Here is a 25,963-nt window from a genome sequence, read left to right as displayed (position 1 = left end):
TACGTTAATCATAATTCAATTACGATAAAAAGAGTGAAACCACCATGACCGCCTCTCCTGCCTACCAATCCGGGTTCGGCAACGAATTCGCCAGCGAGGCCCTGCCGGGCGCCCTGCCCGTAGGCATGAACTCGCCGCAGCAGGTGCCGCTGGGGCTCTACGCCGAGCAGTTCTCCGGCACCGCCTTCACCGTCCCGCGCAGTGAGGCCCGGCGCACCTGGATGTACCGCATCCGGCCGTCCGCCGCGCACCCGCGCTTCGAGCGCCTGGAGCGGCAGATCACCGGCACCGCCCTCGGCCCCGTCACGCCCAACCGCCTGCGCTGGAACAGCTTCGCGACGCCCGAGGAGCCTACCGACTTCGTCGACGGCCTGCTATGCATGGCCGCCAACGCCGAAGCCGAGGCCTGCAGCGGCGTCAGCCTGTACGCCTACCGCGCCAACATCTCCATGCGCCGGGTGTTCTTCAATGCCGACGGCGAGCTGCTGATCGTGCCCCAGGCCGGCCGCCTGCGCCTGGTCACCGAGCTGGGCGTGCTGGAGCTGGAGCCGCTGGAGATCGCCGTGATCCCCCGTGGCATGCGCCTTCGCGTCGAACTGCTGGAAGCCGGGGCCGCCGGCTATGTAGCGGAAAACCACGGCGCCGCGCTGCGCCTGCCCGACCTCGGCCCCATCGGCAGCAATGGCCTGGCCAACGCCCGCGACTTCCTTGCCCCGGTGGCGCACTACGAGGACGTGGAAGGCCCGGTGCAACTGGTGCAGAAGTTCCTCGGCGAACTCTGGGCCACCCAGCTCGACCACTCGCCGCTGGACGTGGTCGCCTGGCACGGCAACAACGTGCCGTATAAATACGATCTGCGCCGCTTCAACACCATCGGCTCGATCAGCTACGACCACCCGGACCCTTCCATCTTCACCGTACTGACCTCGCCCAGCGATACCCACGGCATGGCCAACATGGATTTCGTGATCTTCCCGCCGCGCTGGATGGTGGCCGAAAGCACCTTCCGTCCGCCATGGTTCCACCGCAACCTGATGAACGAATTCATGGGCCTGATCCAGGGCGTGTACGACGCCAAGGCTGACGGTTTCGTCCCCGGCGGCGCCTCACTGCACAACTGCATGAGCGCCCACGGCCCGGACAACGCCACCACCGTGCAGGCGATTGCCGCCAACCTCAAACCCCACAAGATCGACAAGACCATGGCCTTCATGTTCGAGACCGGCCGCGTGCTGCGCCCCAGCCGCTTCGCCCTCGACTGCCCGCAGTTGCAGCGTGACTACGACAGCTGCTGGAGCGGCATGCAGAAGACCTTCGACCCTTCCCAGGAGCAGTAACATGAGCGCCGCCCACAACGCACAAAGCTGGATCGAATCGGCCAACGGCCACCCGGACTTCCCCCTGCAGAACCTGCCGCTGGGCGTGTTCAGCCCGCCGGGCGACTCGCCCCGTGGCGGCGTCGCCATCGGCGACTACATCTTCGACCTGAAGACCGCCTGCGAGAGCGGACTCTTCCACGGCGCCGCGCACCAGGCCGCGCTGGTCGCCAGCGGCGACAGCCTGAACGCCTTCTTCGCCGCAGGCCCTACGGCGCGCCGCACCCTGCGCGACGCGCTGATCCATTTGCTCAGCGAAGGCAGCGGCGAACAGAAGCGCATGGAGCACCTGGGCGCCGCGCTGCTCAAGCCGCAGGCTGCGTGCCGCATGCACCTGCCGGCCAAGGTGGGCGACTACACCGACTTCTACGTCGGCATCCACCACGCGCAGAACGTTGGCAAGCTGTTCCGTCCGGACAACCCGCTGTTGCCCAACTACAAGTACGTGCCCATCGGCTACCACGGCCGCGCGTCCACCATCGTGCCGTCCGGCACCGAGGTGCGCCGCCCCAACGGCCAGACCCTGCCCGCCGGCCTCGACGTGCCGGTGTTCGGCCCCTGCGCGCGGATGGACCTGGAGCTGGAGCTGGGCATCTGGATCGGCCAGGGCAATGACCAGGGCAAGGCCATCCCGATCAATGCCGCCTCCGGGCATATCGCCGGCTTCTGCCTGCTCAACGACTGGTCCGCGCGTGACATGCAGGCCTGGGAATACCAGCCGCTGGGGCCGTTCCTGTCGAAAAGCTTCGCCACCACGGTGTCGCCCTGGGTGGTCACCGCCGAGGCGCTGGAGCCTTTCCGCGTCGCCCAGCCGGCCCGCCCGGAAGGCGACCCGCAGCCGCTGCCGTACCTTTACGACGAAGGCGACCAGCAGCGCGGCGCACTGGATATAGAGCTGGAAGTCCTGCTGCACACCGCGCGCATGCGCCGCGAACACCAGGCCCCGGAGCGCATCGCCCTGAGCAACACGCTGAACATGTACTGGACCGTCGCGCAGATGGTGGCGCACCACAGCGTCAACGGCTGCCGCCTCCAGGCGGGCGACCTGTTCGGCTCCGGCACCCTCTCCGGGGAAACCCCGGACAGCTTCGGCAGCCTGCTGGAGCTCACTGGCGGTGGCAAACAGCCGGTGGTGCTGGCCAATGGCGAGGAGCGGCGCTTCCTCGAGGACGGCGACGAGATCATTCTGCGCGCCCGCTGCCGCCGCGAGGGCCATGCCTCCATCGGCTTCGGCGAGTGCCGTGGGCGGATTCTGCCGGCCCACTGACGCCATCGCTCAGTCCGTAGGACGCATAACGCGCCAGCGTTATCCGCCGTGCAGCTGGCGGATAACCTGTTCCAGGTTATGCGCCCTACGCTTCATCGCGCTCTGCGTAGGATGGGTGGAGCGCAGCGATACCCATGCTGATGGAGCAGGGATTTGATGGGTATCGCTGCGCTACACACCATCCTACCGATCGCCACTCCCTGTTCCGCTGTGGCTGGGCGGTTCGCGAGCAAGCTCGCTCCTACAGGTTCCCCCCCAAAAAAATCCTGCGCAAAAAAACGGGCCCGAAGGCCCGCTGCTAAACGAGGGTGTTGCTCTCACTATCAATCAGTGCGCGATGCACACCGACTTGATCTCGGTATAGGCCTCGACCACGGCGCGGCCGAACTCGCGGCCCATGCCCGACTGCTTGACGCCGCCGAAAGGCATGCTCGGGTCGAGCAGCACGTGAGCGTTGACCCACACAGTGCCGGACTCGATGCGCGGGACCATGTTCATCGCCTTCGACAGGTCGTTGGTCCACAGGCTCGCGCCCAGGCCGTACTCGCTGTCGTTGGCCATCGCGATGGCCTGCTCGTCCTCGTCGAACGGCAGGACCGCCAGCACCGGGCCGAATACTTCGTCGCGGGCCACGGCCATCTGCATGGTCACGTCGGCCAGCACGGTGGGCTGCACGTAGAAACCACTTCCACCAACCTGCTCGCCACCACAGACGATGCGCGCGCCCTGCTCGCCGGCACGGGCAATGTGGTCGAGTACGCTGCGCTGCTGCTTGGCGGACACCAGCGGGTTGATCTGCGCAGTCGGGTCCATGCCCTCGCCCAGGCTCATGCCGGCCACGGCGGCGGCCAGCTTTTCGACGAACTCGTCGTAGCGCGAACGGTGCACGTAGAAGCGCGAAGCCGCGGCGCAGACCTGGCCGTTGTTCAGCAGGCCGCCGAGCAGCGCGCCTTGCACCGCGTTGTCGATGTTGGCGTCGGCGAGGACGATCATCGGGTTCTTGCCGCCCAGTTCCAGGGCGAAGCGGGTCATGTTCTGCACGGCGGCCAGGCCGACGCTGCGACCTACTGCGGTGGAGCCAGTGAAGGAGACCTTGTTGACCAGCTTGTGGCTGGCCAGGCCGCCACCGATGCGCGGGCCGTCGCCGGTCACCAGGTTGAACACACCGGCCGGCACACCGGCCTCAAAGGCCAGTTCGGCCAGGCGCAGGGCGGTCAGCGGGGTTTCCGAAGCGGGCTTGATCACCACGCTGTTGCCGGTGGCGAGCGCCGGGATCAGCTTCCACACGGCGATCATCAGCGGGAAGTTCCACGGCACGATGCCGGCCACCACGCCCAGCGGCTCGCGGCGGGTGTAGGCGGTGAACTTGGCGCCGGGCGGCAGCGGGATAGAGACGTTCAGCGACTGGCCTTCGATCTTGGTCGCCCAGCCGGCCATGTAGCGCATGAATTCGACGGTGGCGCCGACATCCAGCATCCGCGAGATGTTGATCGACTTGCCCTGGCTGAGGGTTTCCAGCTGGGCCAGTTCCTCGCCGTTGGCTTCCACCAGGTCGGCGAAGCGCAGCAGGATGCGCTCGCGGTCGGCCGGGCGCAGGTCAGCCCAGACGCGGGACTTGTAGGCCGCCTGGGCAGATTTCACGGCGCGGTCGAGCAGATCGGTATCGATATCGGCAACGCTGGAGATCGCCTCGCCGGTGGCCGGGTTCAGCACGTCGGTGCGGGCGCCCTCGGGCACCACCCAGGCGCCGTCGATGAAGCAGCCATGCTTGCGTGCCAGGAAGGCAGTGACCTGAGGCAGGGTCTGTGTGACGTTCATGGTCTCTCCTGATTGATCAGTGCTGCTGGCTCAGCCAGCAGGTGAGTGCCCGCCGCTCGGCCGCATCGGCCAGGCCTGCGAAGGGCATGTAGGTTCCGGGCACGGCGGCCTGGGGCTGGCTGACGAAGGCGTCGAGGTTGTCACGCGACCAGGCCGCGCCCTTACCTTTCATCGCCTGGGAATAGCTGAAGCCGGCGAGTGATCCGGCCATGCGGCCGACTACGCCATGCAGGTTGGGGCCCATCATGCCGGGGCCGTCGGCCTTGGCGGTGTGGCAGATCGAGCAGTCACGGGCGAAGACGGTTTCGCCCTTCTGGGCGTCGCTGGCCGGGCAGTCACCGGCGAACGCCAGGACCGGTTGCAGCAGCGCGCCGGCCAGCAGCAGGCCGAGGGCGCGGAGTCGGAGCTTGTTGCGGGACATCGGGAAATCACCTTCGAGTACAGCTTGCGGCCGGATGGCGCGCGTCATCGAAGGTGATTGTTGCCAGCGGCGTCGGGGAGGGTCTTTTCCTCTGTGCCAGACGTGTTGGCGGGAGTGCCAGGATGGCGCTCAGCTGACGAGGGTCATGGCGGGAAAGCGTTCGCGAGCAAGCTCGCTCCTACGAAGAGCGGCTGCTGCGTAACCAGGGGCCTGTAGGAGCGAGCTTGCTCGCGAACCCGCCTGGCGTAGGAGCCGGCAACAGGCAGCATGGGTATCGCTGCGCTCCACCCATCCTACAAGGGTTCAGTCGGGGGACGGTGGTGCAAGCGGGCGTTTACGTAGGATGGCGTGGAGCGTAGCGATACCCATCAATAGGCGGCACAAGACCGCCGGGTATCGCCGTCCACCACCCGAGTCAATTCGCGTAGCGCTTGCGATACTCGCCCGGCGACACCCCGAAGCGGCCCTTGAAGGCCGTGGAGAAGTAGCTCGAATCGGAGAAGCCCCAGGCATAACCGAGCGCCGACAGCTTCTGCTCGAACTGGGCGTTGCGCAGGGTCTCGGCGCAGAAGTCCAGGCGGCGGTTCTTGATGTACTGCGCCACCACCAGGCCTTTCTTGGCAAACATGCGGTACAGGCCGCGCACCGAGATGCCCACCTCACGGGCGATCAGCTCGGGGCAGAGTTCTTCGGCGCCGATGTGCTGGTCGATGAAGGCCGTGGCCTTGCGGAACATGCGCTCGTGGTTGTCCTGCTCGGCGTCCTGGCTGGCCAGCGCAGGGCGCAGCAGCGTCACCAGGGCATCCAGGGTCGCTTCGCTCTCCAGCATGCCGAGGCTTTCCTGCTGGCTGGTCTCGACGATCAGGCGGTTGGCGAGCACGGCGATCGGCGAGCTGGCCGGGATCTTCGACGCGCAGGTCACTTCAGACATGCGCAAGCCACGCTCGATCACCTGGCGCGGCAGGATCAGCGAGAGCTGCCGGGATTCATCCAGGTAGGTCATGTCACTGGGCCGGCTGGCGTCGATCAGGCTGATGTCGCCGCGCGACAGTTCCACGCGGTTGTCGCCCTGCTCCAGGCGCGAGCGCCCTTCGAGCTGGAACACCGCGTAATAGTGCCCGCCGGCGCTGGTGCCGACTTCCTTGCTGGTCCGGTACAGGTGCACCTGGGCCATGTCGACCACGGAAAGCTTGATCGCACCGCCCTGGTATTCGCGCAACCGTCCATGGAACTGGGGGCCGAGGGTGCGCGCATCGAAACGACCGCACGCCCGGTTGACCTGTCCCAGCCACGCCTCGAAAGCGTCATCCCTCAATGTCGATGAAGAATTCATGACCTGCAAAGCCTCACACGCATTGTTTGTTGTTATTCAGCGACGGCCTCCAGGGCCTGTCGTCATCGTTCGCGGCCGCCTTCTATAACGAAAGTCGCACCGCGCTGTCCCCGCCCTGCAACCGCAGCGTTGCAAAGCGAGAGGCATTTTTCACGCCAACTCCAGTCAGTTCAATCCGCCGAAGCGCTTGTAGAAGCTCTCGCCGACGTCCGGTAGCGGGCCGTCGGCGGTCTCCAGGTTGCGGTTCAGCCAGTCTTCGGCCTTGGCGTGGATCAGTCGGTAGATGTTGCGGCACAGCTGCCGCGCCGCGCGCCCTTCCCAATCCCCCGGCAGCAGTTCGTCGGGCAGTTGTGGGTCACGCAGGAGCAGCCGGCGGTATTCGTGGATCAACAGGGTGCGCGCCAGGAAGCAGTCTTCCGGACGCAGCTGGTCCTGCTCGCGCAGCGCTTGCCAGAGCGGGCGGAACAGCTGGATGAATTCGCTGTAGTGCTCACCGAGTTCGTCGATCTTCCAGCTCTCGCGCACCTGCATGCGCATGGCGCGGGAGGCCAGCACGTCCTGGGCGCGGGTTTCGAAGACGATGCAGTCATCGGCCACGTCGAGGTCCTGCAGGGTCGCCATGACATCGCTGCGGTCGGCCCGCGGGCAGGCCATGACGGTCGGCGAGAGCGCGCCGAAGCCTTGCCATTCCAGCTCCTCGCGCACCTGCTTGCGCTTGTCGGCGGCGATCTGCGAGAGCATCACCAGGGTCCAGGAACCATCCCAGGCCGGCAGGCTGGAGCTGTAGACGCGCTTGAAGGCCTTCTCGAAACGCCGCCGGCCGGTGCCGGTCAGGCTGTAGTAGCTGCGCCGGCCGACCTTCTCGGCAGTCAGCCAGTCTTCCTTGGTCAGGCGGAAGATCGAGGTCCGGATCAGCCGCTCGTTGATACCGAAGGGTTCCAGCAGATTGATCAGGCTGCCCAGCCAGACGGTGCCGCCGTGGGGTTCGATGGCATCGCCATAGAGGGTGATGATCAGCGAGCTGGCGCGGATCGGCGTCTGCTCCTGGAAGCGATTGATCAGCTGATTCAGCGGTGCTAGAGCGGTCATGGCACGTTGCGCAGTCGAAGGAGCGGCGACTATACCTGCCCGCCGCACCGCCTGGCCATTGGAGCGAACCCCAGTACTCATGCGCCCTTCCCTACCCCTGCCTCGGCCTTGGGCCGGAAACCGGAATCCCCCAGGCGCGGACGCGCTTCCTCTATTTCCGCCAGCGGCTGGCATTCCACCAGGCTTTCGATGCAGCGCCTGGCCAGCGCCTGGTATTCCTCGGTGCCGCGGCGCTTCCAGGCGATCTCTTCGTCGCTCAGGCTGCGCTTGACGCTGGCCGGCGCGCCCATCACCAGGCTTTGCGGCGGGCAATCGAACTTGGCCTTGACGAAGGCGGCGGCCGAAACGATGGAGCGCGCGCCGATCTGCGCGTAATCCATCACCACGGCATTCATCCCCACCAGGGCATCCTCGCCGATACGGCAGCCGTGCAACACCGCGCCATGGCCGATGTGGCCGTTGCGCTCGACGACGGTGTCGCTGTCCGGGAACCCGTGCATGACGCAGGTGTCCTGAAGGTTCGCGCCCTCTTCGAGGACGATCCGCCCGAAGTCGCCGCGCAACGCCGCCAGCGGGCCGACATAGCAGCCGGGGCCGACGATGACGTCGCCGATCAGCACGGCGGTGGGATGGACATAGGCGGTCGGATGAACGACCGGGCGCACGCCTTCAAGGCTGTAGCAGGGCATCGGGTTCTCCTGCGGCGCAGCCGGCGTTACGGCATCACCGCACAAAGCGATCTGTTCTTTTGCAAGTTTTGTATCACATCAAGACAAGTACCTCCAATCTAAATCTGACGTATCACTTCCGGATGACGTTTGCAGGACAACGAAAAGGCTTTCAAAACCAGTAAACACGCTGCATTAAAGGCATTCACCAGCCACCCGCCTGCCCACTCGGCGGCACCGACAGAAATACTTTAGACACGCGATTAAACTTTTGTAGTTGTTTTTCCGTATCGCTTTAGGCCTATACTGCGAGAAGGCCGGAGACGGGCAACGCCTGCCTCCCATAATTCCAATACAGCCGGCCACGAAGCCGTGCGTGCAGCCTGAGGACGATGTCATGCCTCGCACCCTTGACGTTCAGATGCCTGAAGCGGGCGTTCGCCTGATCACCCTGCAGCGCCCCGAGGCGCTCAACGCACTGAACACCGAACTGCTCGGCGAACTGGCCGCCGAACTCGACGCCGCCGAGCAGGACAGCGAAACCCGCGCCGTGGTGCTGACCGGCAGCCGCAAGGCCTTCGCCGCCGGCGCCGATATCAAGGAAATGGCCGAGCGCGACCTGGTCGGCATCCTCAATGACCCGCGCGTCGGCTACTGGCAGCGCATCGCCGCCTTCTCCAAGCCACTGATCGCCGCCGTCAACGGCTTCGCCCTGGGCGGCGGCTGCGAGCTGGCGATGCACGCCGACATCCTCGTTGCCGGCGAAGACGCCCGCTTCGGCCAGCCGGAAATCAACCTCGGCATCATGCCCGGAGCCGGCGGCACCCAACGCCTGCTGCGCGCCGTGGGCAAGCCGCTGGCGATGCAGATGGTACTCACCGGCGAAGCCATCGACGCCCGCCACGCCCAGCGCGCCGGCCTGGTCAGCGAAGTCACCCAACCCGAATTCACCGTGGAGCGCGCCCTGCAGATCGCCCGCAGCATCGCCGCCAAGGCACCGCTGGCCGTGCGCCTGGCCAAGGAAGCGCTGCTCAAGGCGCAAGACACCGACCTGGCCAGCGGTCTGCGCTTCGAACGTCACGCCTTCACCCTGCTGGCTGGCACCGCCGACCGCGACGAAGGCATCCGCGCCTTCCAGGAAAAACGCCAGCCGGCCTACGAAGGTCGCTGAGCGCCACCCCTTTCTGCCCATTGTCTGCCCTTTGATGGAGCGAGCACGCCCATGAACTTCGAGCACATCCTGTTTTCCATCGAGGACGGCGTCGCCCTCCTCAGCCTGAACCGCCCGGAGCAGCTCAACAGCTTCAACGCCGCCATGCATGGCGAAGTGCGCGAGGCGCTCAAGCAGGTCCGGCAGACCCCGGATGCCCGCGTCCTGCTGCTGACCGGCGAAGGCCGCGGCTTCTGCGCAGGGCAGGACCTGTCCGACCGCAACGTCGCTCCCGGCGCGGAAGTGCCGGACCTCGGCCAGTCCATCGAACAGTTCTACAACCCGCTGATCCGCACCCTGCGCGACCTGCCGCTGCCAGTCATCTGCGCCGTCAACGGCGTGGCCGCCGGTGCCGGCGCGAACATCCCGCTGGCCTGCGACCTGGTGCTGGCGGCGCGCTCCGCCAGCTTCATCCAGGCCTTCTGCAAGATCGGCCTGATCCCCGATTCCGGCGGCACCTGGACGTTGCCGCGTCTGGTCGGCATGGCCCGCGCCAAGGCGCTCGCCCTGCTGGGCAATCGCCTGACCGCCGAACAGGCCGAGCAATGGGGCCTGATCTACCAGGTGGTGGATGACGCCAGCCTGCGCGAGGAAGCCCTCAGGCTCGCTCGCCACCTGGCTACCCAGCCGACCTACGGCCTGGCGCTGATCAAACGCAGCCTGAACGCCAGCCTGAACAACAGCTTCGACGAGCAACTGGAGCTGGAACGCGACCTGCAGCGTCTCGCCGGCCGCAGCGAGGACTACCGCGAGGGTGTGTCTGCCTTCATGGAAAAACGCACCCCCAGCTTCAAGGGCCGTTGAGCATGAGCGCTGTTGCTTTGAATAAAGACGCGAAAGTCGCGGTGATCGGCGCCGGCGCCATGGGCGCGGGTATCGCCCAGGTCGCCGCGCAAGCCGGCCACCCGGTGAAGCTCTATGACAACCGCCCCGGCGCCGCCGCCCAGGCCATTGATGGCATCGACCGCCAGCTCGGTCGCCTGGTGGAGAAAGGCAAATTGGCCGCCGAGGAACGCGCCGCCATCGTCGCGCGCCTGCAACCGGTGGAAGCCATCGAGGCGCTGGCCGATTCAAAGCTGGTGATCGAGGCCATCGTCGAAAACCTGGAGGTCAAGCGCGACCTGTTCCTGCAGTTGGAAGCGCTTTGCCCCGAGGACTGCATCCTCGCCAGCAACACCTCTTCGCTGTCCATCACCAGCCTGGCTGCCGGCCTCAAGCGCCCGCAGCAAGTGGTCGGCATGCACTTCTTCAACCCGGCACCGCTGATGGCGCTGGTGGAGATCGTCTCCGGCCTCGCCACCGATCCAGCGCTGGCTGACAGCCTGTATGCCACCTCGCTGGCCTGGGGCAAGAAGCCGGTTCACACCCAATCCACACCGGGCTTCATCGTCAACCGCGTGGCGCGCCCCTTCTATGCCGAAAGCCTGCGCCTGCTGCAGGAGGGCGCCGCCGACTGCGCCACGCTGGACGCATTGATGCGCGACGCTGGCGGCTTCCGCATGGGCGCCTTCGAGCTGACCGACCTGATCGGCCATGACATCAACTACGCCGTCACCTGCTCGGTGTTCGCCGCCTACTACGGCGACTTCCGCTTCCAGCCCTCGCTGATCCAGAAGGAGCTGGTGGACGCCGGCCGCCTCGGCCGCAAGAGTGGCCGGGGCTTCTACGACTACGCCGAAGGCGCCGAGCGCCCGCAGCCGGTGAGTCTGAGCAGCAGCGCCAGCGTCCCTTCCTGCGTACTGGAAGGCGACCTGGGCGTCGCCCAACCGCTGGCGCAGCGCCTGGAAGACGCCGGCATTGCGATCACCCAGCGCGCCGGCAGCGGCCTGCTGCGTGTGGGCGACGCAGTCGTGGCGCTGTCCGACGGCCGCCTCGCCAGCCAACGCGCCGGGGAAGACGGCCTGCGCAACCTGGTGCTGATCGACCTCGCCCTGGACTACAGCAAGGCTGCGCGACTGGGCGTTTCCGCCTCGGCAGACACCACGCCCGCAGCACTGGATCAGGTCGTCGCCCTGCTCGCCAAGGCCGGCATCGTCGCCAGCCGCCTGAGCGATACACCCGGCCTCGCCGTGCTGCGCACCGTCGCCATGCTCGCCAACGAAGGCGCCGACGCGGTGCTGCAAGGCGTGGGCAGCGCCAGCGATATCGACCTCGCCATGCGTGCCGGGGTGAACTACCCGCAGGGCCCGCTAGCCTGGGCCGCGCAGATCGGCATCGGTAACGTGCTGCGCGTGCTGGACAACCTGCAGGCCGCCTACGGCGAGGACCGTTATCGCCCGTCCCTGCTGCTGCGCCGCCTGAACGCTGAAGGAAGAAGTTTCCATGACTGACGCCACCCAGCTGGCCCGCGACTGCGCGGAAGCCATGTACGAGCGCGACCAGGCCACCCGCCGCATGGGCATCCAGTTGCTGGATGCCGGCCCGGGCAGCGCCAGGCTGTCGATGCGGGTGCGCGAGGACATGATCCAGGGCCACGGCACCTGCCACGGCGGCTACCTGTTCGCCCTCGCCGACTCGGCCTTCGCTTTCGCCTGCAACAGCTACAACGACGCCACCGTCGCCATTGGCTGCAGCATCGATTACGTGGCACCAGCCCGCGAAGGCGACGAGCTGATCGCCAGCGCCTTCGAGCAGAGCCGCAGCGGCCGCACCGGCAACTACGACGTGCGCATCGAGAATTCCCAGGGCCAGCTGATCGCCCTGTTCCACGGCAAATCCTACAAAGTGCGCGGCACCGTGCTGGCGCAGGAGACCTCCGAATGAGCGATATGACCGACGCCCTGATCATCGACGCCGTGCGCACGCCCATCGGCCGCTACGCCGGCGCCCTGTCCGGCGTGCGCGCCGACGACCTCGCGGCGATCCCGATGAAGGCCCTGATGCAGCGTCACCCGGAGCTGGACTGGAGCGCCATCGACGACGTGATCTTCGGCTGCGCCAACCAGGCCGGCGAAGACAACCGCAACGTCGCTCACATGGCCTCGCTGCTGGCCGGCCTGCCGGTGAGCGTGCCTGGCACCACGCTCAACCGTCTGTGCGGCTCGGGGCTCGATGCGGTGGGCAGCGCCGCGCGCGCCCTGCGCTGCAATGAAGCCGGCCTGATGCTGGCCGGCGGCGTGGAATCCATGTCCCGCGCGCCGTTCGTGATGGGCAAGTCCGAGCAGGCTTTCGGCCGCAGCGCGGAAATCTTCGACACCACCATCGGCTGGCGCTTCGTCAACAAACTGATGAAGCAGCAGTTCGGCATCGACTCCATGCCCGAGACGGCAGAGAACGTCGCCGAGCAGTTCAACATCAGCCGCGCCGACCAGGATGCCTTCGCCCTGCGCAGCCAGCACAAGGCCGCCGCCGCCCAGGCCAATGGCCGCCTGGCGAAGGAAATCGTCCCGGTGGAAATCCCGCAGCGCAAAGGCCCGGCCAAGGTCGTCGAGCAGGATGAACACCCGCGCGGCGACACCACCCTGGAGCAATTGGCCAAGCTCGGCACGCCGTTCCGAGAAAACGGCAGCGTCACCGCCGGCAACGCCTCAGGCGTCAACGACGGCGCCTGCGCCCTGCTGATGGCGACCCCGGCTGCCGCCGCACGCCACGGCCTGAAGGCCCGCGCCCGCGTGGTGGCCATGGCCACCGCTGGCGTCGAGCCGCGGATCATGGGCATCGGCCCGGTACCGGCGACCCGTAAGGTGCTGGAACTGGCCGGCCTCTCGCTGAACGACATGGACGTGATCGAGCTGAACGAAGCCTTCGCCGCCCAGGGCCTAGCGGTCCTTCGCGAGCTGGGCCTGGCGGACGACGACGCACGAGTAAACCCCAACGGCGGCGCCATCGCCCTCGGCCATCCGCTGGGCATGAGCGGCGCGCGCCTGGTCACCACCGCCCTGCATGAGCTGGAGGAACGCGGCGGCCGCTACGCGCTGTGCACCATGTGCATCGGCGTCGGCCAGGGCATTGCCCTGATCATCGAGCGAATCTGATCCATCGGCGGGATCGAACCCCGCACCGCCAGTCGCCTCCGTGCAGCGACTGGCAGGCAGAGCAAAGCCTCTGGCAGGGGTTCGAATCCTTCCGCGAACGGGGGCGCTATGCTGCTCCCATGACACTCGCAGCCCTCACCAGGGCTGGCGTACAAGAACAAATCGAGTGAACCCATGAACATGTACCATGATGCCGAACGTGCCCTGCTTGACCCGATGGAAACCGCCAGTGTCGACGAGCTGCGCCAGCACCAGCTGGAGCGCCTGCGCTGGAGCCTCAAGCATGCCCACGACAACGTCCCGCTTTACCAGAAGCGCTTCGCCGAAGCCGGTGTACACCCGGACGACCTGACCTCCCTGGACGATCTCGCCAAGTTCCCCTTCACCGGCAAGAACGACCTGCGCGACAACTACCCCTACGGCATGTTCGCCGTGCCGCAGAACGAGATCGTGCGCCTCCACGCCTCCAGCGGCACCACCGGCAAACCCACCGTGGTCGGCTACACGCAGAACGACATCGACACCTGGGCCAACGTGGTCGCCCGCTCCATCCGCGCCGCCGGCGGCCGCAAGGGGGACAAGGTGCATGTGTCCTACGGCTACGGCCTGTTCACCGGCGGCCTGGGTGCGCACTACGGCGCCGAGCGCCTGGGCTGCACCGTGATCCCGATGTCCGGCGGCCAGACCGAAAAGCAGGTCCAGCTGATCCGCGACTTCCAGCCGGACATCATCATGGTCACCCCGTCCTACATGCTCAACATCGCCGATGAGATCGAGCGCCAGGGCGTCGACCCGCACAGCCTCAAGCTGCGGCTGGGCATCTTCGGCGCCGAACCCTGGACCGCCGAGCTGCGCCGCGCGGTCGAGGAGCGCATGGGCATCACCGCCCTGGACATCTACGGCCTCTCGGAAATCATGGGCCCGGGTGTTGCCATGGAGTGCGCCGAGACCAAGGACGGCCCGACCGTCTGGGAGGACCACTTCTACCCCGAGATCATCGACCCGGCGACCGGCGCCGTGCTGCCCGACGGTGAATACGGTGAGCTGGTGTTCACCTCGCTGTCCAAGGAAGCGCTGCCGATGATCCGCTACCGCACCCGCGACCTGACCCGCCTGCTGCCGGGCACCGCGCGACCGATGCGGCGCATCGACAAGATCACCGGGCGCAGCGACGACATGCTGATCATCCGCGGCGTCAACGTCTTCCCGACCCAGGTCGAGGAGCAGGTGCTGAAGGTCAAGCAGCTCGCCGAGTGCTACGAGATCCATCTGCACCGCAACGGCAACCTCGACTGCATCGATATCCACGTCGAGTTGCGCCACGACCTGCAGGGCCTGTCGGCAGACGAGCAGAAGGCCATCGGCAGCGAACTGGGCAAGCAGATCAAGACCCATATCGGCGTCAGCGCCCGCGTGCTGGTGCAGCCTTCGCATAGCCTCAAGCGCTCTGAAGGCAAGGCCTGCCACGTGTACGACAACCGGCCCAAGGGCTGAGTGCCGGCATGATCGGACAGCCCCGCTTCGGCGGGGCTTTTCATTGCGCGCTCCCACATCCCCCCCCTCGCGCGGCGAAGACCGCCCGTCGCCCCACCACCCGCCCCTGTCGATCTTCAATCTCGTCCTTCGACTATTCCTCAAAAGCAGGCGGCATCCGGCCGTCCGCCCACCCGCAGGAGATGAACGATGAACTATGTCGATGGCTTCCTCGTACCGGTACCCACCGCCAAGCGCGAACACTACATAAAGGTGGCGCGCAAGGCGGCGGCCATGTTCCGGGAGTACGGCGCGCTCGGCGTCGTGGAGTGCTGGGGCAACGACGTGCCCGAGGGCAAGGTGACCTCCTTCCCCATGGCGGTGAAGCTCAAGGAGGACGAAACCGTGGTGTTCTCCTGGATCACCTGGCCGAGCAAGGAGGTGCGTGACGCGGGCATGAAGCAGTTCATGGAAGACCCACGGATGAAGACCGAATTCAGCGATATGCCCTTCGACGGCCAGCGCATGATCTTCGGCGGCTTCGACGTGATAGTCCAAGCCTGACCCACCCCGCTCCTGCAGACGACCCCACCTGTAGGAGCAACTGTCTTTCCCTGGTAGTTCCGTGTTTGTGCTTTCCCCCTCACCCCAGCCCTCTCCCTCAGGGAGAGGGAGCAAATCGTGCCGGCTGACGCTGTGGTTTCATCCGGCACCGAACGGTCCCCTCTCCCTCCGGGAGAGGGTTAGGGTGAGGGCCGATCCGAGCACAGATCTATCCGGTAGTAGCGGGCCACGCCCGCGATCCGCCGGCAAGGCCGTCGCCAAGCCGCAACGCCGCCCTTCAAGCCCTCAGCGCGACACAGAACTTCTTCACGAAAAGAATAGATTTACGTATCACTTCGTCGCCTTATAGCTCCATCCCCAGGGCATCAACGCACCGCGACAGAACGCAGCAAGCTCCAGATCATTACCCGCACAATTACGACATTTATCGGAGTAAATACCGACAAATGCGTCTCTTATCGCCCGCAGAACCTCCGGGAAATCCATCAAAGCGATACCAAAACCAATTACGACACATCATTTAGTGTTAGACATTCATTTCTGTATCATTTAAAAATACAGCCATGGCCAAGGCCGTCCCACGAACAAGACAAAAGGCTGGAGACACAGCATGTACGCACAACTGGTTGAGACCGGCGTGAAGCGCATCAAGGCGCTGGAGGAGATGTCCCCCGAGGAACGCGCCTTCCAGGAAAAGATCGATGCCGAGGTAAAGATCGAGGCGAAGAACTGGATGCCCGACGCCTACCGCCAGACGCTGATCCGGCAGATTTCCCAGCACGCCCACTCCGAGATCGTCGGCATGCTGCCCGAGGGCAACTGGGTGACCCGCGCACCAACCTTGAAGCGCAAGCTGCAGCTGATGGCGAAGATCCAAGACGAGGCCGGCCATGGCCTCTACCTCTACAGCGCCATGGAAACCCTGGGCGCCGACCGCGACGCGGAGATCGCCAAGCTGCATTCGGGCAAGGCCAAGTACTCGAGCATCTTCAACTACCCGACGCTGAACTGGGCTGACATGGGCGCGGTGGGCTGGCTGGTGGACGGCGCCGCCATCGTCAATCAGGTCGTGCTGCAGCGCACCTCCTACGGCCCCTACTCCCGCGCGATGATCCGCATCTGCAAGGAAGAGAGCTTCCACCAGCGCCAGGGTTACGAAATCCTCCTGACCATGATGCGCCACGGCAACCAAGCGCAGAAGGACATGGTCCAGGACGCCATCAACCGCCTCTGGTGGCCGGCCCTGATGATGTTCGGCCCGAGCGACGCCGACTCACCCAACAGCGCCCAGTCCATGGCCTGGAAGATCAAGCGCCAAAGCAACGACGAGCTGCGCCAGCGCTTCGTTGACCAGACCGTGCCGCAGCTGGAGCTGCTCGGCTGCACCGCCCCGGACCCGGACCTGAAGTGGAACGAGGAGCGCGGTCACTACGACTTCGGCGACATCCAGTGGGAAGAATTCTACGAAGTGCTCAAGGGCAACGGCCCGTGCAACACCGAGCGCGTCGCCACCCGCCGCAAGGCCATCGAAGACGGCGCCTGGGTCCGCGAAGCCGCGGTCGCCTACGCCCGCAAACAACAACAGAAACGCGACGCCGCCTGAGCCGCGAGGAGAGAGAAGTCATGTCCGAGTGGACCCTTTTTGAAGTGTTCGTGCGCAGCAAGCACGGCCTGAACCACAAGCACGTTGGCAGCGTCCACGCCGCCGACGCCGCCATGGCCATCGAGAACGCCCGCGAGCTGTACACCCGCCGCAACGAGGGCGTGAGCCTGTGGGTCGTGCCCTCCGCGCTGATCACCGCCTCCTCCCCCGACGAGAAGGACCCGCTGTTCGATCCGTCGCAGGACAAGGTGTACCGCCACGCCAGCTTCTACGAGCTGCCGCCCGAAGTCGGCCACATGTGAGGTCGCGTGCATGAATCCACATAACGACAAGATCGAATACCTGCTGCGCCTCGCCGACAGCGCCCTGATCCAGGGCCAGCGCCTGTGCGAATGGTGCGGCCACGCCCCGGCGCTGGAAGAAGAACTGGCACTGATGAACGTCGGCCTCGACCTCGTGGGCCAGGCGCGCAACTGGTACGAGTACGCCGTGGAACTGCTGGACGACGGCCGCGACGCCGACGCCCTGGCCTTCCGCCGCGACGAGCGCGCCTTCCGCAACCTGCTGCTGGTGGAGCAGCCCAACGGCGACTTCGCCGTGACCATCACCAAGCAGTTCCTCTATGACGCCTGGCACTTCCACGTGCTGCACGCCCTGAGCGCCTCCAGCGACGAGCGCATCGCCGCCATCGCCGCCAAGGGTCTGAAGGAAGTCACCTACCACCTGCGCCGCTCCGGCGAGTGGATGCAGCGCCTGGGCGACGGCACCGAGCAGAGCCATACGCGCATGCTCGCGGCTATCCCGCAGGTATGGCGCTTCACCGTCGAACTCTGCAATGCCGACGAGATCGAGCAGCGCCTGTTCGCCGAAGGCGTCGCGCCGAACCCGGAAGAACTCGCCGCCGCGTGGAAGGCCAAGGTCGCCGACATCTTCGCCGCCGCCACCCTGCCGCTGCCTGAACCTGCGGTGAACTTCTACCTCAGCGGTCGTCGCGGTGTGCATACCGAGCACCTGGGCATCCTCCTGGCCGAGATGCAGTTCCTTCAGCGGGCCTACCCCGATGCGACCTGGTGAGCTGATTACCAGCGACCGTGGCGCACGCGCAGGCTCCGCTGAAGACCTCAGCCATGCCTGGAACGTGCTCGGCGCGGTGATGGACCCGGAAGTGCCGGTGGTCAGCGTCGTCGAGCTGGGCATCGTGCGCGGGCTCGACTGGCAGGACGGGCACCTTCACGTGGTGGTCACCCCGACCTACTCCGGCTGCCCGGCCACCGAGGTGATCGAGCAGGACATCCAGCACGCCCTGGAGCACGCCGGCTTCGCCGCGCCACAACTGGAGCGCCGGCTGAACCCGGCCTGGACCACTGACTGGATCAGCGACAGCGGCCGCGAGGCCCTGCGCGTCTACGGCATCGCCCCGCCGGCCGGCAGCACCAGCAAGCGCAGCCTGCTCGGCGAAAGCCCGGAAGTCTGCTGCCCGCAGTGCGGCAGCGCGCACACCGAGCTGCTCAGCGAGTTCGGCTCGACCGCCTGCAAGGCGCTGTACCGCTGCGTCGACTGCCGCGAACCGTTCGACTACTTCAAGTGCATCTGAGCGGCGCCGCCGCCGGAGAAGAACAATGAGCAAGTTCCACAGCCTGAAAATCAAGGAAGTGCGCGCGGAAACCCGCGACGCCGTGTCCATCGCCTTCGACGTCCCGGCGGACCTGACCGACAGCTTCCGCTTCCAGCACGGCCAGCACCTGGTCATGCGCACCCAGCTCGACGGCGAGGAAGTGCGCCGCTCCTACTCCATCTGCAGCGGCGTCAATGACGGTGAACTGCGCGTGGCGATCAAGCGCGTGCCGGGCGGGCGTTTCTCCGCCTATGCCAACGAAGTACTGAAGGTCGGCGCCAGCCTGGAAGTCATGCCGCCAGCCGGCCATTTCAACGTCCAGCTCGACCCGGCGCGCCGCGGCGACTACCTGGCGGTCGCCGCCGGCAGCGGCATCACGCCGATCCTGTCGATCGTCAAGACCACCCTGGAAACCGAGCCGAACAGCCGCGTCACCCTGCTCTACGGCAACCGCTCGAGCAACGCCGCGATGTTCCGCGAGCAGCTCGAAGACCTGAAGAACCGCTACCTGCAACGCCTCAACCTGATCTTCGTGTTCAGCCGCGAACAGCAGGACGTGGACCTCTACAACGGCCGTATCGACGCCGACAAGTGCGGCCAGCTGTTCAGCCGCTGGCTCGACGTGAAGAGCCTCGACGCCGCCTTCATCTGCGGCCCGCAGGCGATGACCGAGACCGTGCGCGACCAGCTCAAGGGCAACGGCATGCCGGCCGAGCGCATCCACTTCGAACTGTTCGCCGCCGCTGGCAGCGAAAGCAAGCGCGAGGCCCGCCAGGCCGCCGCCGCGATCGACAGCGCGAAGAGCCAGATCACCGTGATCAGCGATGGCCGCGAGCTGTCCTTCGAGCTGGCCCGCAACAGCGTCAGCGTGCTCGACGCCGGCAACGAACACGGCGCCGAACTGCCCTACTCCTGCAAGGCCGGCGTGTGCTCGACCTGCAAGTGCAAGGTGGTCTCCGGCGAAGTGGAAATGGACAGCAACTTCGCCCTGGAGGACTACGAAGTGGCGGCAGGCTACGTGCTGAGCTGCCAGGCGTATCCGATCAGCGACAGCGTGGTGCTGGATTTCGATCAGCTCTGAGCCGTAGCTGCGGACTCAACCTGTAGGAGCGCCCCATGGCCCGCTCCTACTGGGAGCGTCGTGCTCCGAATGCTCCACCGCCAGCACCCCACAAGGACCCTGGCGGACCTTATCCGGCGGCTCGTCCCGCCACCTTGCTCTTCATATGAAGAATGCACCGCCAACGCCCACCCGGCGCGGTGGTCACCGGCACCAGCCGGCACCCTTGCGTAGCGATCCGGAGGAAGACAACCATGGCCCAAGAGCCAATCCTGCAAAGTTTCATCGGCGGCCGCTGGGTCGGCCAGCACGGCGCCCAGGCGCTGCGAAGTGCGCTCAACGGCCAGACCGTCGCGCGCACCCACGAAGAGGCGCTGGACTTTGCTGAAGCCGTCGCCCATGCCCGCGAGCAGGGCCTGAAAGAACTGATGTCCATGGACTTCCAGCAGCGCGCCCAGCGCCTGAAGGCCCTGGCGCTGTACCTGACCGAACGCAAGGAACAGCTCTACGAGATTTCCCGCCACAGCGGCGCCACCCGCGCCGACAGCTGGATCGACATCGAAGGCGGCGCCGGCACCCTGTTCGCCTACGCCGGCGTCGGCGGCCGCGAGCTGCCGTCGGGCAACGTCGTCCACGAAGGCCCGGCGATCCCGCTGGGCAAGACCGGCAAGTTCGCCGGCAGCCACATCCTGGTGCCGCGCGGCGGCATCGCCGTGCACATCAATGCTTTTAACTTCCCCATCTGGGGGATGCTGGAAAAGTTCGCGCCGAGCTTCCTCGCCGGCATGCCATGCATCGTCAAACCGGCCACCGCCACCAGCTACATCACCGAAGCCGCCGTGCGCGTAATGCATGAGTCCGGCCTGCTGCCGGCTGGCAGCCTGCAGCTGATCATCGGCGGCACCGGCGACCTGCTGGACCGCCTGCAAGGCCAAGACGTGGTGACCTTCACCGGCTCCGCCGACACCGCCGCCAAGCTGCGCGTGAACCCCAACCTGATCCGCAACTCGGTGCCGTTCAACGCCGAAGCCGACTCGCTGAACTGCGCCATCCTCGCCCCGGACGTCACCCCGGACGACGAGGAGTTCGACCTCTTCGTCAAGGAAGTGGCCCGCGAGATGACCGCCAAGGCCGGGCAGAAATGCACCGCCATCCGCCGCGCCATCGTCCCCGCCAAACACATCGACGCCGTGGCCGAGCGTCTGCGTGAGCGCCTGGCCAAGGTCGTGGTCGGTGACCCATCGGTGGAAGGCGTGAAAATGGGCGCCCTGGCCTCCCACGCCCAGCAGTCCGACGTCGCCGAGCGCGTCGAAGCACTGCTGAAGTCCAGCGAGCTGGTCTTCGGCGCCAGGGATGGCTTCGCCCCGCGTGGCGACGGTGTCAGCGAAGGCGCGTTCTTCGCCCCGACCCTGCTGCGCAGCCTTGACCCGCACGCCGAAGGCGGCGCCCACGACATCGAGGCCTTCGGCCCGGTGAGCACCCTGATGGCCTACGACGACATCGACGAAGCCATCGCCCTCGCCGCCCGCGGCAAGGGCAGCCTGGTGGCGAGCCTGATCACCCGTGATCCGCAGGTGGCGGCGAAAGTCGTACCAGCGATGGGCGCGCTGCACGGTCGTCTGCACATCCTCGACCGTGAGTCCGCTGCCGAATCCACCGGCCACGGCTCGCCGCTGCCGGTGCTCAAGCACGGTGGCCCGGGTCGTGCGGGTGGCGGTGAGGAACTGGGCGGCCTGCGCGCGGTGAAACACTACCTGCAACGCACTGCGGTACAGGGCTCGCCGACCATGCTGATGGCCGTCACCGGCGAATACGTGCGTGGCGCCAAGGTCTACGAGACCGAAGTGCACCCGTTCCGCCGCTACTTCGACGACCTGAAGATCGGCGAGTCGCTGCTGACCCACCGCCGCACCGTCACCGAAGCCGACCTGGTCAACTTCGGCTGCCTGTCAGGCGACCATTTCTATATGCACTTCGACGAGCTGGCGGCGAAGGACTCGCAGTTCGGCAAGCGCATCGCCCATGGCTACTTCGTGCTTTCGGCGGCGGCCGGCCTGTTCGTCTCTCCCGGCGTCGGCCCGGTGCTGGCCAACTACGGCCTGGACACCCTGCGCTTCATCAACCCGGTGGGCATCGGCGACACCATCCAGGCGCGCCTGACCTGCAAGCGCAAGATCGACCAGGGCAAGAAGAGCCCCAAGGGCGAGCCGCAGGGCGTGGTGGCTTGGGACGTGGAAGTCACCAACCAGCTCGGCGAGCTGGTGGCCAGCTACGACATCCTCACGCTGGTGCTCAAGCGCTCGTGATGCGGGGAACCGCTGCACCAGCTCGGCGCAACGGGAAATAGCCAGGGGATGGGCCACGCCCATCCCCTGCTCCTCAATACAGCCCGGTCGCGCTCCCCGGCTCGAAGACGGGAGTCTCGTTGGCCAGGATCATGTTGTAACTCAGCATGAACGTCACACCACCCTCGCTGGCCAGTGCCTGGCTGACCCAGCCGATCGGGTTGTTGAACAGCGAATCATCCGGGTTGAGCACGCCAATGGCCGCCGTATCGGGATCCTCGTCCCAGGTGACGTCGCCCCAGTGCCAGCCCAGCCCCAGCACGAACTGCCGCCCCAACAGTGCGCCAAGTGCGAACACCGTGTCATCGTCCACCTCGCGCTGCTGCGCCTTGGCATCACGCACGTACCGGGTAATCGCCGCGACCACCTCATGGGGTGGCAACTCGGGCGCCAGCTGAAGCAGCTCCAGGCCCTGCTGTTGCAGGTCTGCCAGTTGTTGTTCCAGCTCCGCCGACAGCGGAATGATTTCAGCCATGCTTCCTTCTCCTCCAACGGTTCCCGCTCTGTCCTGGCGGGCCCCTTACTGTTTAAACCCTAAAGCTGCCGCACGGGCCGACTGGCCAGCGCCGCTTACTTTGCGCGGCCCATCAGAACGTCCTGACTGCCTTCAGCCTTCTCCCGCAGGAAATCCCAGGTGGTGCGCATCCGCGCGATGTCCTTGAGCTCGGTCGGCATCAGCATCCAGAAGGTCCGCACGAACTCGATTTCCCCCGCCAGCACCGGTTGCAGCGATGGGTCTTCGGCTGCCGCGAACGCCGGCAGGATCGCCAGCCCGGCGCCCTCTGCCACTGCGCGCTGCTGGGCGAGGATACTGGTGCAGCGCAGCGCCATGTGCAGCGGCCGGCCGATCTCGTCGAGGTACTGCAATTCCTTGCTGTAGAGCAGGTCGTCGACGTAGCCGACCAGGGCGTGCTCGCGCAGGTCGTCGCGGTTGCGGATCGGCCCGCGCTCGGCGAGGTAGTCCTGCGAGGCGTAGAGGCGCAGTACGTAGTCGGTCAGCCGGGTAATCAGGTAAGGCCCGCGGCCGGGGCGCTCCAGGGTGATCACTATGTCCGCCTCGTGGCGCGACAGCTGTAACGCCCGAGGGACCGCCAGCAGGTCCACACCCAGGTGCGGGTGGCGCTGGTTCAGCTCCACCAGTTGCGAGGTCAGCAGCGTCGAGCCGTAACCCTCGGTCGCGCCGATGCGCACCTTGCCGGAGAGATTGTCTTCGGCGCCGGCCAGGCGCTTCTCGATCACCTTGCAGGCGCTTTCCATGGCCTCGGCCTGGGGCAACAGCCCGTGGCCGGCCTCGGTCAGCCGATAGCCGGCGGGCTCGCGTACCAGCAGCTGGGCGCCGATGCTCTTCTCCAGCGCCTGCAGGCGGCGGGCGACCGTGGTGTGGTCCACGCCCAGGCGGCGGGCGGCGACGGTCAGCTTGCCGGCCCGGGAAAGCTCGAGGAAGAACCGCAGGTTGTCCCAGTCCATATCTGCCCCAGCGCAGGCCATGTCTGCAAAAATGCAGAGCATACTTGCACATCACCTCATTGAGCACATCAAAAATGCACTGCTAGGATCGTTCCAGACAACAAGAAAGCCTTCAGGCTGGGAGAACCCCGATGACTGCAACTGCCGTCCCGACCGTCAAACTCTTCCTCGACGGCAAGCCCGTCGAGTCCACCACCTCCGAATGGCGCGATGTGATCAACCCCGCCACCCAGGAAGTCCTCGCCCGCGTGCCCTTCGCCACGCCCGAGGAAGTCGAGCGCGCGGTGGCCAGTGCCAAGGCCGCGTTCAAGACCTGGAAGAAGACGCCCATCGGCGCCCGCGCGCGCATCTTCCTCAAGTACCAGCAGCTGATCCGCGAGAACATGAAGGAACTGGCGGCGATCCTCACCGCCGAACAGGGCAAGACCCTGCCCGATGCCGAGGGCGACGTGTTCCGCGGCCTGGAAGTGGTCGAGCACGCGGCCGGCATCGGCAACCTGCAGCTGGGCGAACTGGCCAACAACGTGGCCGGCGGCGTGGATACCTTCACCATCCTCCAACCTATCGGCGTTTGCGCCGGCATTACCCCTTTCAACTTCCCGGCGATGATCCCGCTGTGGATGTTCCCGATGGCCATCGCCACCGGCAACACCTTCGTCCTCAAGCCCTCAGAGCAGGATCCGATGGTGACCATGCGCCTGGTCGAGCTGGCCCATGAGGCCGGCGTGCCGCCGGGTGTGCTCAACGTCATCCATGGTGGCCCGGACGTGGTGAACGCCATCTGCGACCACCCGGACATCAAGGCCGTCTCCTTTGTCGGCTCCACCCGCGTCGGCACCCACGTCTACAACCGCGCATCCCTCGCCGGCAAGCGCGTGCAGTGCATGATGGGCGCGAAGAACCACGCCATCGTGCTGCCCGATGCCAACAAGGATCAGACCCTCAACGCCATTGCCGGTGCCGCCTTCGGCGCGGCCGGGCAACGCTGCATGGCGCTGTCGGTGGCGATTCTGGTGGGCGAAGCCCACGACTGGATTCCCGACCTCGTGGCCAAGGCCAAGACCCTCAAGGTCAGCGGCGGCACCGAGGCCAATACCGATGTCGGGCCGCTGGTCTCCTGTGCGGCGCTGGATCGCGTCAGCGGCCTGATCGAACGCGGTACCCAGGAAGGCGCCAAGCTGGAGCTGGACGGCCGCAACCCGCAGGTGGCCGGCTATACCAAGGGCAATTTCGTCGGCCCGACCGTGTTCTCCGGCGTCACCCCGCAGATGACCATCTACCGCGAGGAAATCTTCGGCCCTGTGCTCTGCGTGGTGTCGGTGAAGACCTTCGACGAGGCCATCGAGCTGATCAACGCCAACCCCAACGGCAACGGCACCGCGCTGTTCACCCGCTCCGGCGCGGCCGCGCGGCACTTCAAGGAAGAGATCGATGTCGGCCAGGTGGGCATCAACGTGCCGATCCCGGTGCCGGTGCCGCTGTTCTCCTTCACCGGCTCGCGCGGCTCCAAGCTCGGCGATCTGGGCCCTTACGGCAAGCAGGTGGTGCAGTTCTACACCCAGACCAAGACCGTCACCGAACGCTGGTTCGACGAGAACGAGGTCGGCGGCGCGGTGAACACCACCATCAATCTCAAATAAGTCAGCCTGCCCGCCCGCTCGCCCCGAGCCGACCCGGACTTCAGCAAGGATGCTGGTCCGGACCCGGCACCACGCGGGCGGGCACCTCCTTTCGCGCCTGATCGACCGGGCGCCCCGAACAAGAAGAAGAGGATCAACCCATGCGCATCGGCTTCATCGGACTCGGCAACATGGGCGGCCCCATGGCCGCCAACCTGCTCAAGGCCGGCTTCGACCTGAGCGTCTTCGATCTCTCCGCCAAGGCCGTGGAAGCGGCCGTCGCCCTCGGCGCCCGCGCCCTGGCATCCCCCGCCGAAGTGGCGCGCGACGATGTCGAGGTGATCATCACCATGCTGCCCGCCGCCACCCACGTGAAGCAGGTCTTCCTCGGTGACGACGGCCTGCTGGCCAACGTGCAACCCGGCGTGCTGCTGATTGATTCGTCCACCATCGACCCGCTGAACGCCCGTGACGTCAGCGCCGCCGCCCTCACCCACGGCAACCCGATGCTCGATGCGCCGGTTTCCGGCGGCACCGCTGGCGCTGCCGCGGGCACCCTGACCTTCATGGTCGGCGGCGAGCAGGCTGACTTCGAGCGCGCCCGCCCGGTACTCGCGGCGATGGGCAAGAACATCGTGCACTGCGGCGGCGCCGGTAACGGCCAGGTGGCCAAGGTGGCGAACAACCTGCTGCTGGGCATCTCCATGATCGGCGTGGCGGAAGCCATGTCCCTGGGCGTGAAGCTGGGCATGGACGCAGAAGTGCTGGCCGGCATCATCAACACCTCCAGCGGCCGCTGCTGGAGCTCGGAAGTGAACAACCCGCTCACCGGCGCCCCGGCGGCGCGCGGCTACAGCGGCGGCTTCGGCACCGACCTGATGCTCAAGGACCTCGGTCTGGCCAGCGAGGCAGCGCGCCAGGTGCGCCAGCCCGTGCTGCTCGGTGCGCTGGCCCAGCAGCTGTTCCAGACCTTCAGCAACCAGGGCAACGGTCAGCTGGACTTCTCGGCCATCGTGAAGCTGTACGAACAGGGCTGATCTCGGGAATTCCCTGTAGGAGTG

The 25,963-nt window shown here is 66.3% G+C and carries 24 protein-coding genes; 17 read left to right on the top strand and 7 right to left on the bottom strand.

Going from position 1 to position 25,963, the window contains the following annotated elements; genetic code table 11:
• Positions 1–44 precede the first annotated feature (44 nt).
• Positions 45–1,337 (top strand): homogentisate 1,2-dioxygenase, encoded by a 1,293-nt coding sequence (gene hmgA, locus IB275_RS14970; RefSeq protein ID WP_192296141.1) that lies wholly within the window; start codon positions 45–47, stop codon positions 1,335–1,337.
• A gap of 1 nt (position 1,338) precedes the next feature.
• Entirely contained in the window at positions 1,339–2,643 is a 1,305-nt protein-coding gene (fahA, locus tag IB275_RS14965) for a fumarylacetoacetase (protein ID WP_192319103.1), read from the top strand.
• A 327-nt stretch (positions 2,644–2,970) separates the two neighbouring features.
• On the opposite strand, the gene IB275_RS14960 is transcribed toward fahA, so the two are convergent.
• The 5 genes from IB275_RS14960 to paaY all read right to left on the bottom strand — a co-directional run bounded on the left by IB275_RS14960 (position 2,971) and on the right by paaY (position 7,993).
• Positions 2,971–4,461, bottom strand: a complete 1,491-nt coding sequence (locus IB275_RS14960; RefSeq protein WP_192296143.1) for an aldehyde dehydrogenase family protein — start codon at positions 4,459–4,461, stop codon at positions 2,971–2,973.
• Between the two features lie 16 nt (positions 4,462–4,477).
• Positions 4,478–4,882 (bottom strand): c-type cytochrome, encoded by a 405-nt coding sequence (locus IB275_RS14955; RefSeq protein WP_192296144.1) that lies wholly within the window; start codon positions 4,880–4,882, stop codon positions 4,478–4,480.
• A 415-nt stretch (positions 4,883–5,297) separates the two neighbouring features.
• On the bottom strand, positions 5,298–6,215 hold the full coding sequence (gene feaR, locus IB275_RS14950; protein ID WP_192296145.1) for a transcriptional regulator FeaR: 918 nt from the start codon (positions 6,213–6,215) through the stop codon (positions 5,298–5,300).
• Between the two features lie 165 nt (positions 6,216–6,380).
• The gene (paaX, locus tag IB275_RS14945) at positions 6,381–7,304 is read right to left on the bottom strand and encodes a phenylacetic acid degradation operon negative regulatory protein PaaX (RefSeq protein ID WP_192210683.1); all 924 of its coding nucleotides are present in this window, start codon (positions 7,302–7,304) and stop codon (positions 6,381–6,383) included.
• Positions 7,305–7,381: 77 nt separating this feature from the next.
• A complete protein-coding gene (paaY, locus tag IB275_RS14940; RefSeq protein WP_192296146.1) occupies positions 7,382–7,993 on the bottom strand; it encodes a phenylacetic acid degradation protein PaaY in 612 nt (203 codons plus the stop codon).
• A gap of 376 nt (positions 7,994–8,369) precedes the next feature.
• Here paaY and paaF point away from each other — a divergent pair, with 376 nt between their 5' ends.
• The 13 genes from paaF (at position 8,370) to paaZ (ending at position 21,777) form a co-directional block, all read left to right on the top strand.
• Entirely contained in the window at positions 8,370–9,143 is a 774-nt protein-coding gene (gene paaF, locus IB275_RS14935) for a 2,3-dehydroadipyl-CoA hydratase PaaF (protein WP_192296147.1), read from the top strand.
• 51 nt (positions 9,144–9,194) lie between these two features.
• Positions 9,195–9,986, top strand: a complete 792-nt coding sequence (paaG, locus tag IB275_RS14930; RefSeq protein ID WP_192296148.1) for a 2-(1,2-epoxy-1,2-dihydrophenyl)acetyl-CoA isomerase PaaG — start codon at positions 9,195–9,197, stop codon at positions 9,984–9,986.
• Positions 9,987–9,988: 2 nt separating this feature from the next.
• Positions 9,989–11,512, top strand: coding sequence for a 3-hydroxyacyl-CoA dehydrogenase PaaH (gene paaH, locus IB275_RS14925; RefSeq protein WP_192296149.1), 1,524 nt, complete (start codon positions 9,989–9,991; stop codon positions 11,510–11,512).
• Positions 11,505–11,945: a hydroxyphenylacetyl-CoA thioesterase PaaI gene (gene paaI, locus IB275_RS14920; RefSeq protein ID WP_192296150.1), complete on the top strand. Its 441-nt coding sequence runs from the start codon at positions 11,505–11,507 to the stop codon at positions 11,943–11,945. The genes paaH and paaI overlap by 8 nt, the downstream gene beginning before the upstream one ends.
• Before the next feature lie 5 nt (positions 11,946–11,950).
• Positions 11,951–13,156, top strand: a complete 1,206-nt coding sequence (gene pcaF / locus IB275_RS14915) for a 3-oxoadipyl-CoA thiolase (RefSeq protein WP_192296203.1) — start codon at positions 11,951–11,953, stop codon at positions 13,154–13,156.
• Positions 13,157–13,330: 174 nt separating this feature from the next.
• Positions 13,331–14,650 carry a phenylacetate--CoA ligase PaaK gene (gene paaK, locus IB275_RS14910; protein WP_192296151.1) on the top strand — a complete coding sequence of 440 codons (1,320 nt, stop codon included), beginning with the start codon at positions 13,331–13,333 and terminating at the stop codon, positions 14,648–14,650.
• Positions 14,651–14,839: 189 nt separating this feature from the next.
• Positions 14,840–15,193: a DUF1428 domain-containing protein gene (locus IB275_RS14905; RefSeq protein ID WP_192296152.1), complete on the top strand. Its 354-nt coding sequence runs from the start codon at positions 14,840–14,842 to the stop codon at positions 15,191–15,193.
• Between the two features lie 610 nt (positions 15,194–15,803).
• Complete coding sequence (gene paaA / locus IB275_RS14900) at positions 15,804–16,796, top strand: 1,2-phenylacetyl-CoA epoxidase subunit PaaA (RefSeq protein WP_138215576.1); 993 nt, start codon at positions 15,804–15,806, stop codon at positions 16,794–16,796.
• A gap of 20 nt (positions 16,797–16,816) precedes the next feature.
• The gene (gene paaB, locus IB275_RS14895) at positions 16,817–17,098 is read left to right on the top strand and encodes a 1,2-phenylacetyl-CoA epoxidase subunit PaaB (protein ID WP_017520939.1); all 282 of its coding nucleotides are present in this window, start codon (positions 16,817–16,819) and stop codon (positions 17,096–17,098) included.
• Positions 17,099–17,108: 10 nt separating this feature from the next.
• Positions 17,109–17,870 carry a 1,2-phenylacetyl-CoA epoxidase subunit PaaC gene (paaC, locus tag IB275_RS14890; protein ID WP_192296153.1) on the top strand — a complete coding sequence of 254 codons (762 nt, stop codon included), beginning with the start codon at positions 17,109–17,111 and terminating at the stop codon, positions 17,868–17,870.
• On the top strand, positions 17,857–18,390 hold the full coding sequence (gene paaD / locus IB275_RS14885) for a 1,2-phenylacetyl-CoA epoxidase subunit PaaD (protein WP_192296154.1): 534 nt from the start codon (positions 17,857–17,859) through the stop codon (positions 18,388–18,390). The genes paaC and paaD overlap by 14 nt, the downstream gene beginning before the upstream one ends.
• Positions 18,391–18,415: 25 nt before the next feature.
• The gene (gene paaE / locus IB275_RS14880; RefSeq protein ID WP_192296155.1) at positions 18,416–19,492 is read left to right on the top strand and encodes a 1,2-phenylacetyl-CoA epoxidase subunit PaaE; all 1,077 of its coding nucleotides are present in this window, start codon (positions 18,416–18,418) and stop codon (positions 19,490–19,492) included.
• A gap of 233 nt (positions 19,493–19,725) precedes the next feature.
• On the top strand, positions 19,726–21,777 hold the full coding sequence (gene paaZ / locus IB275_RS14875) for a phenylacetic acid degradation bifunctional protein PaaZ (RefSeq protein WP_192296156.1): 2,052 nt from the start codon (positions 19,726–19,728) through the stop codon (positions 21,775–21,777).
• Positions 21,778–21,850: 73 nt separating this feature from the next.
• Here paaZ and IB275_RS14870 read toward each other — a convergent pair whose 3' ends face one another.
• Positions 21,851–22,291 (bottom strand): hypothetical protein, encoded by a 441-nt coding sequence (locus IB275_RS14870; RefSeq protein ID WP_225601676.1) that lies wholly within the window; start codon positions 22,289–22,291, stop codon positions 21,851–21,853.
• 95 nt (positions 22,292–22,386) lie between these two features.
• Positions 22,387–23,283, bottom strand: a complete 897-nt coding sequence (locus IB275_RS14865; protein ID WP_192296157.1) for a LysR family transcriptional regulator — start codon at positions 23,281–23,283, stop codon at positions 22,387–22,389.
• A 131-nt stretch (positions 23,284–23,414) separates the two neighbouring features.
• On the opposite strand from IB275_RS14865, the gene IB275_RS14860 reads away from it, so the two are divergent.
• Both IB275_RS14860 and mmsB read left to right on the top strand, forming a co-directional pair.
• The gene (locus tag IB275_RS14860; protein ID WP_192296158.1) at positions 23,415–24,923 is read left to right on the top strand and encodes a CoA-acylating methylmalonate-semialdehyde dehydrogenase; all 1,509 of its coding nucleotides are present in this window, start codon (positions 23,415–23,417) and stop codon (positions 24,921–24,923) included.
• A 140-nt stretch (positions 24,924–25,063) separates the two neighbouring features.
• The gene (gene mmsB / locus IB275_RS14855) at positions 25,064–25,939 is read left to right on the top strand and encodes a 3-hydroxyisobutyrate dehydrogenase (RefSeq protein ID WP_192296159.1); all 876 of its coding nucleotides are present in this window, start codon (positions 25,064–25,066) and stop codon (positions 25,937–25,939) included.
• The last annotated feature ends 24 nt before the right edge of the window (positions 25,940–25,963 follow it).

Origin of the sequence: Pseudomonas sp. PDM21 (assembly GCF_014852505.2) — a bacterium.
Lineage (GTDB): Bacteria > Pseudomonadota > Gammaproteobacteria > Pseudomonadales > Pseudomonadaceae > Pseudomonas.
Note: the sequence above shows the minus strand (reverse complement) of the source record. Positions and strands in the feature narration are given on the sequence as shown.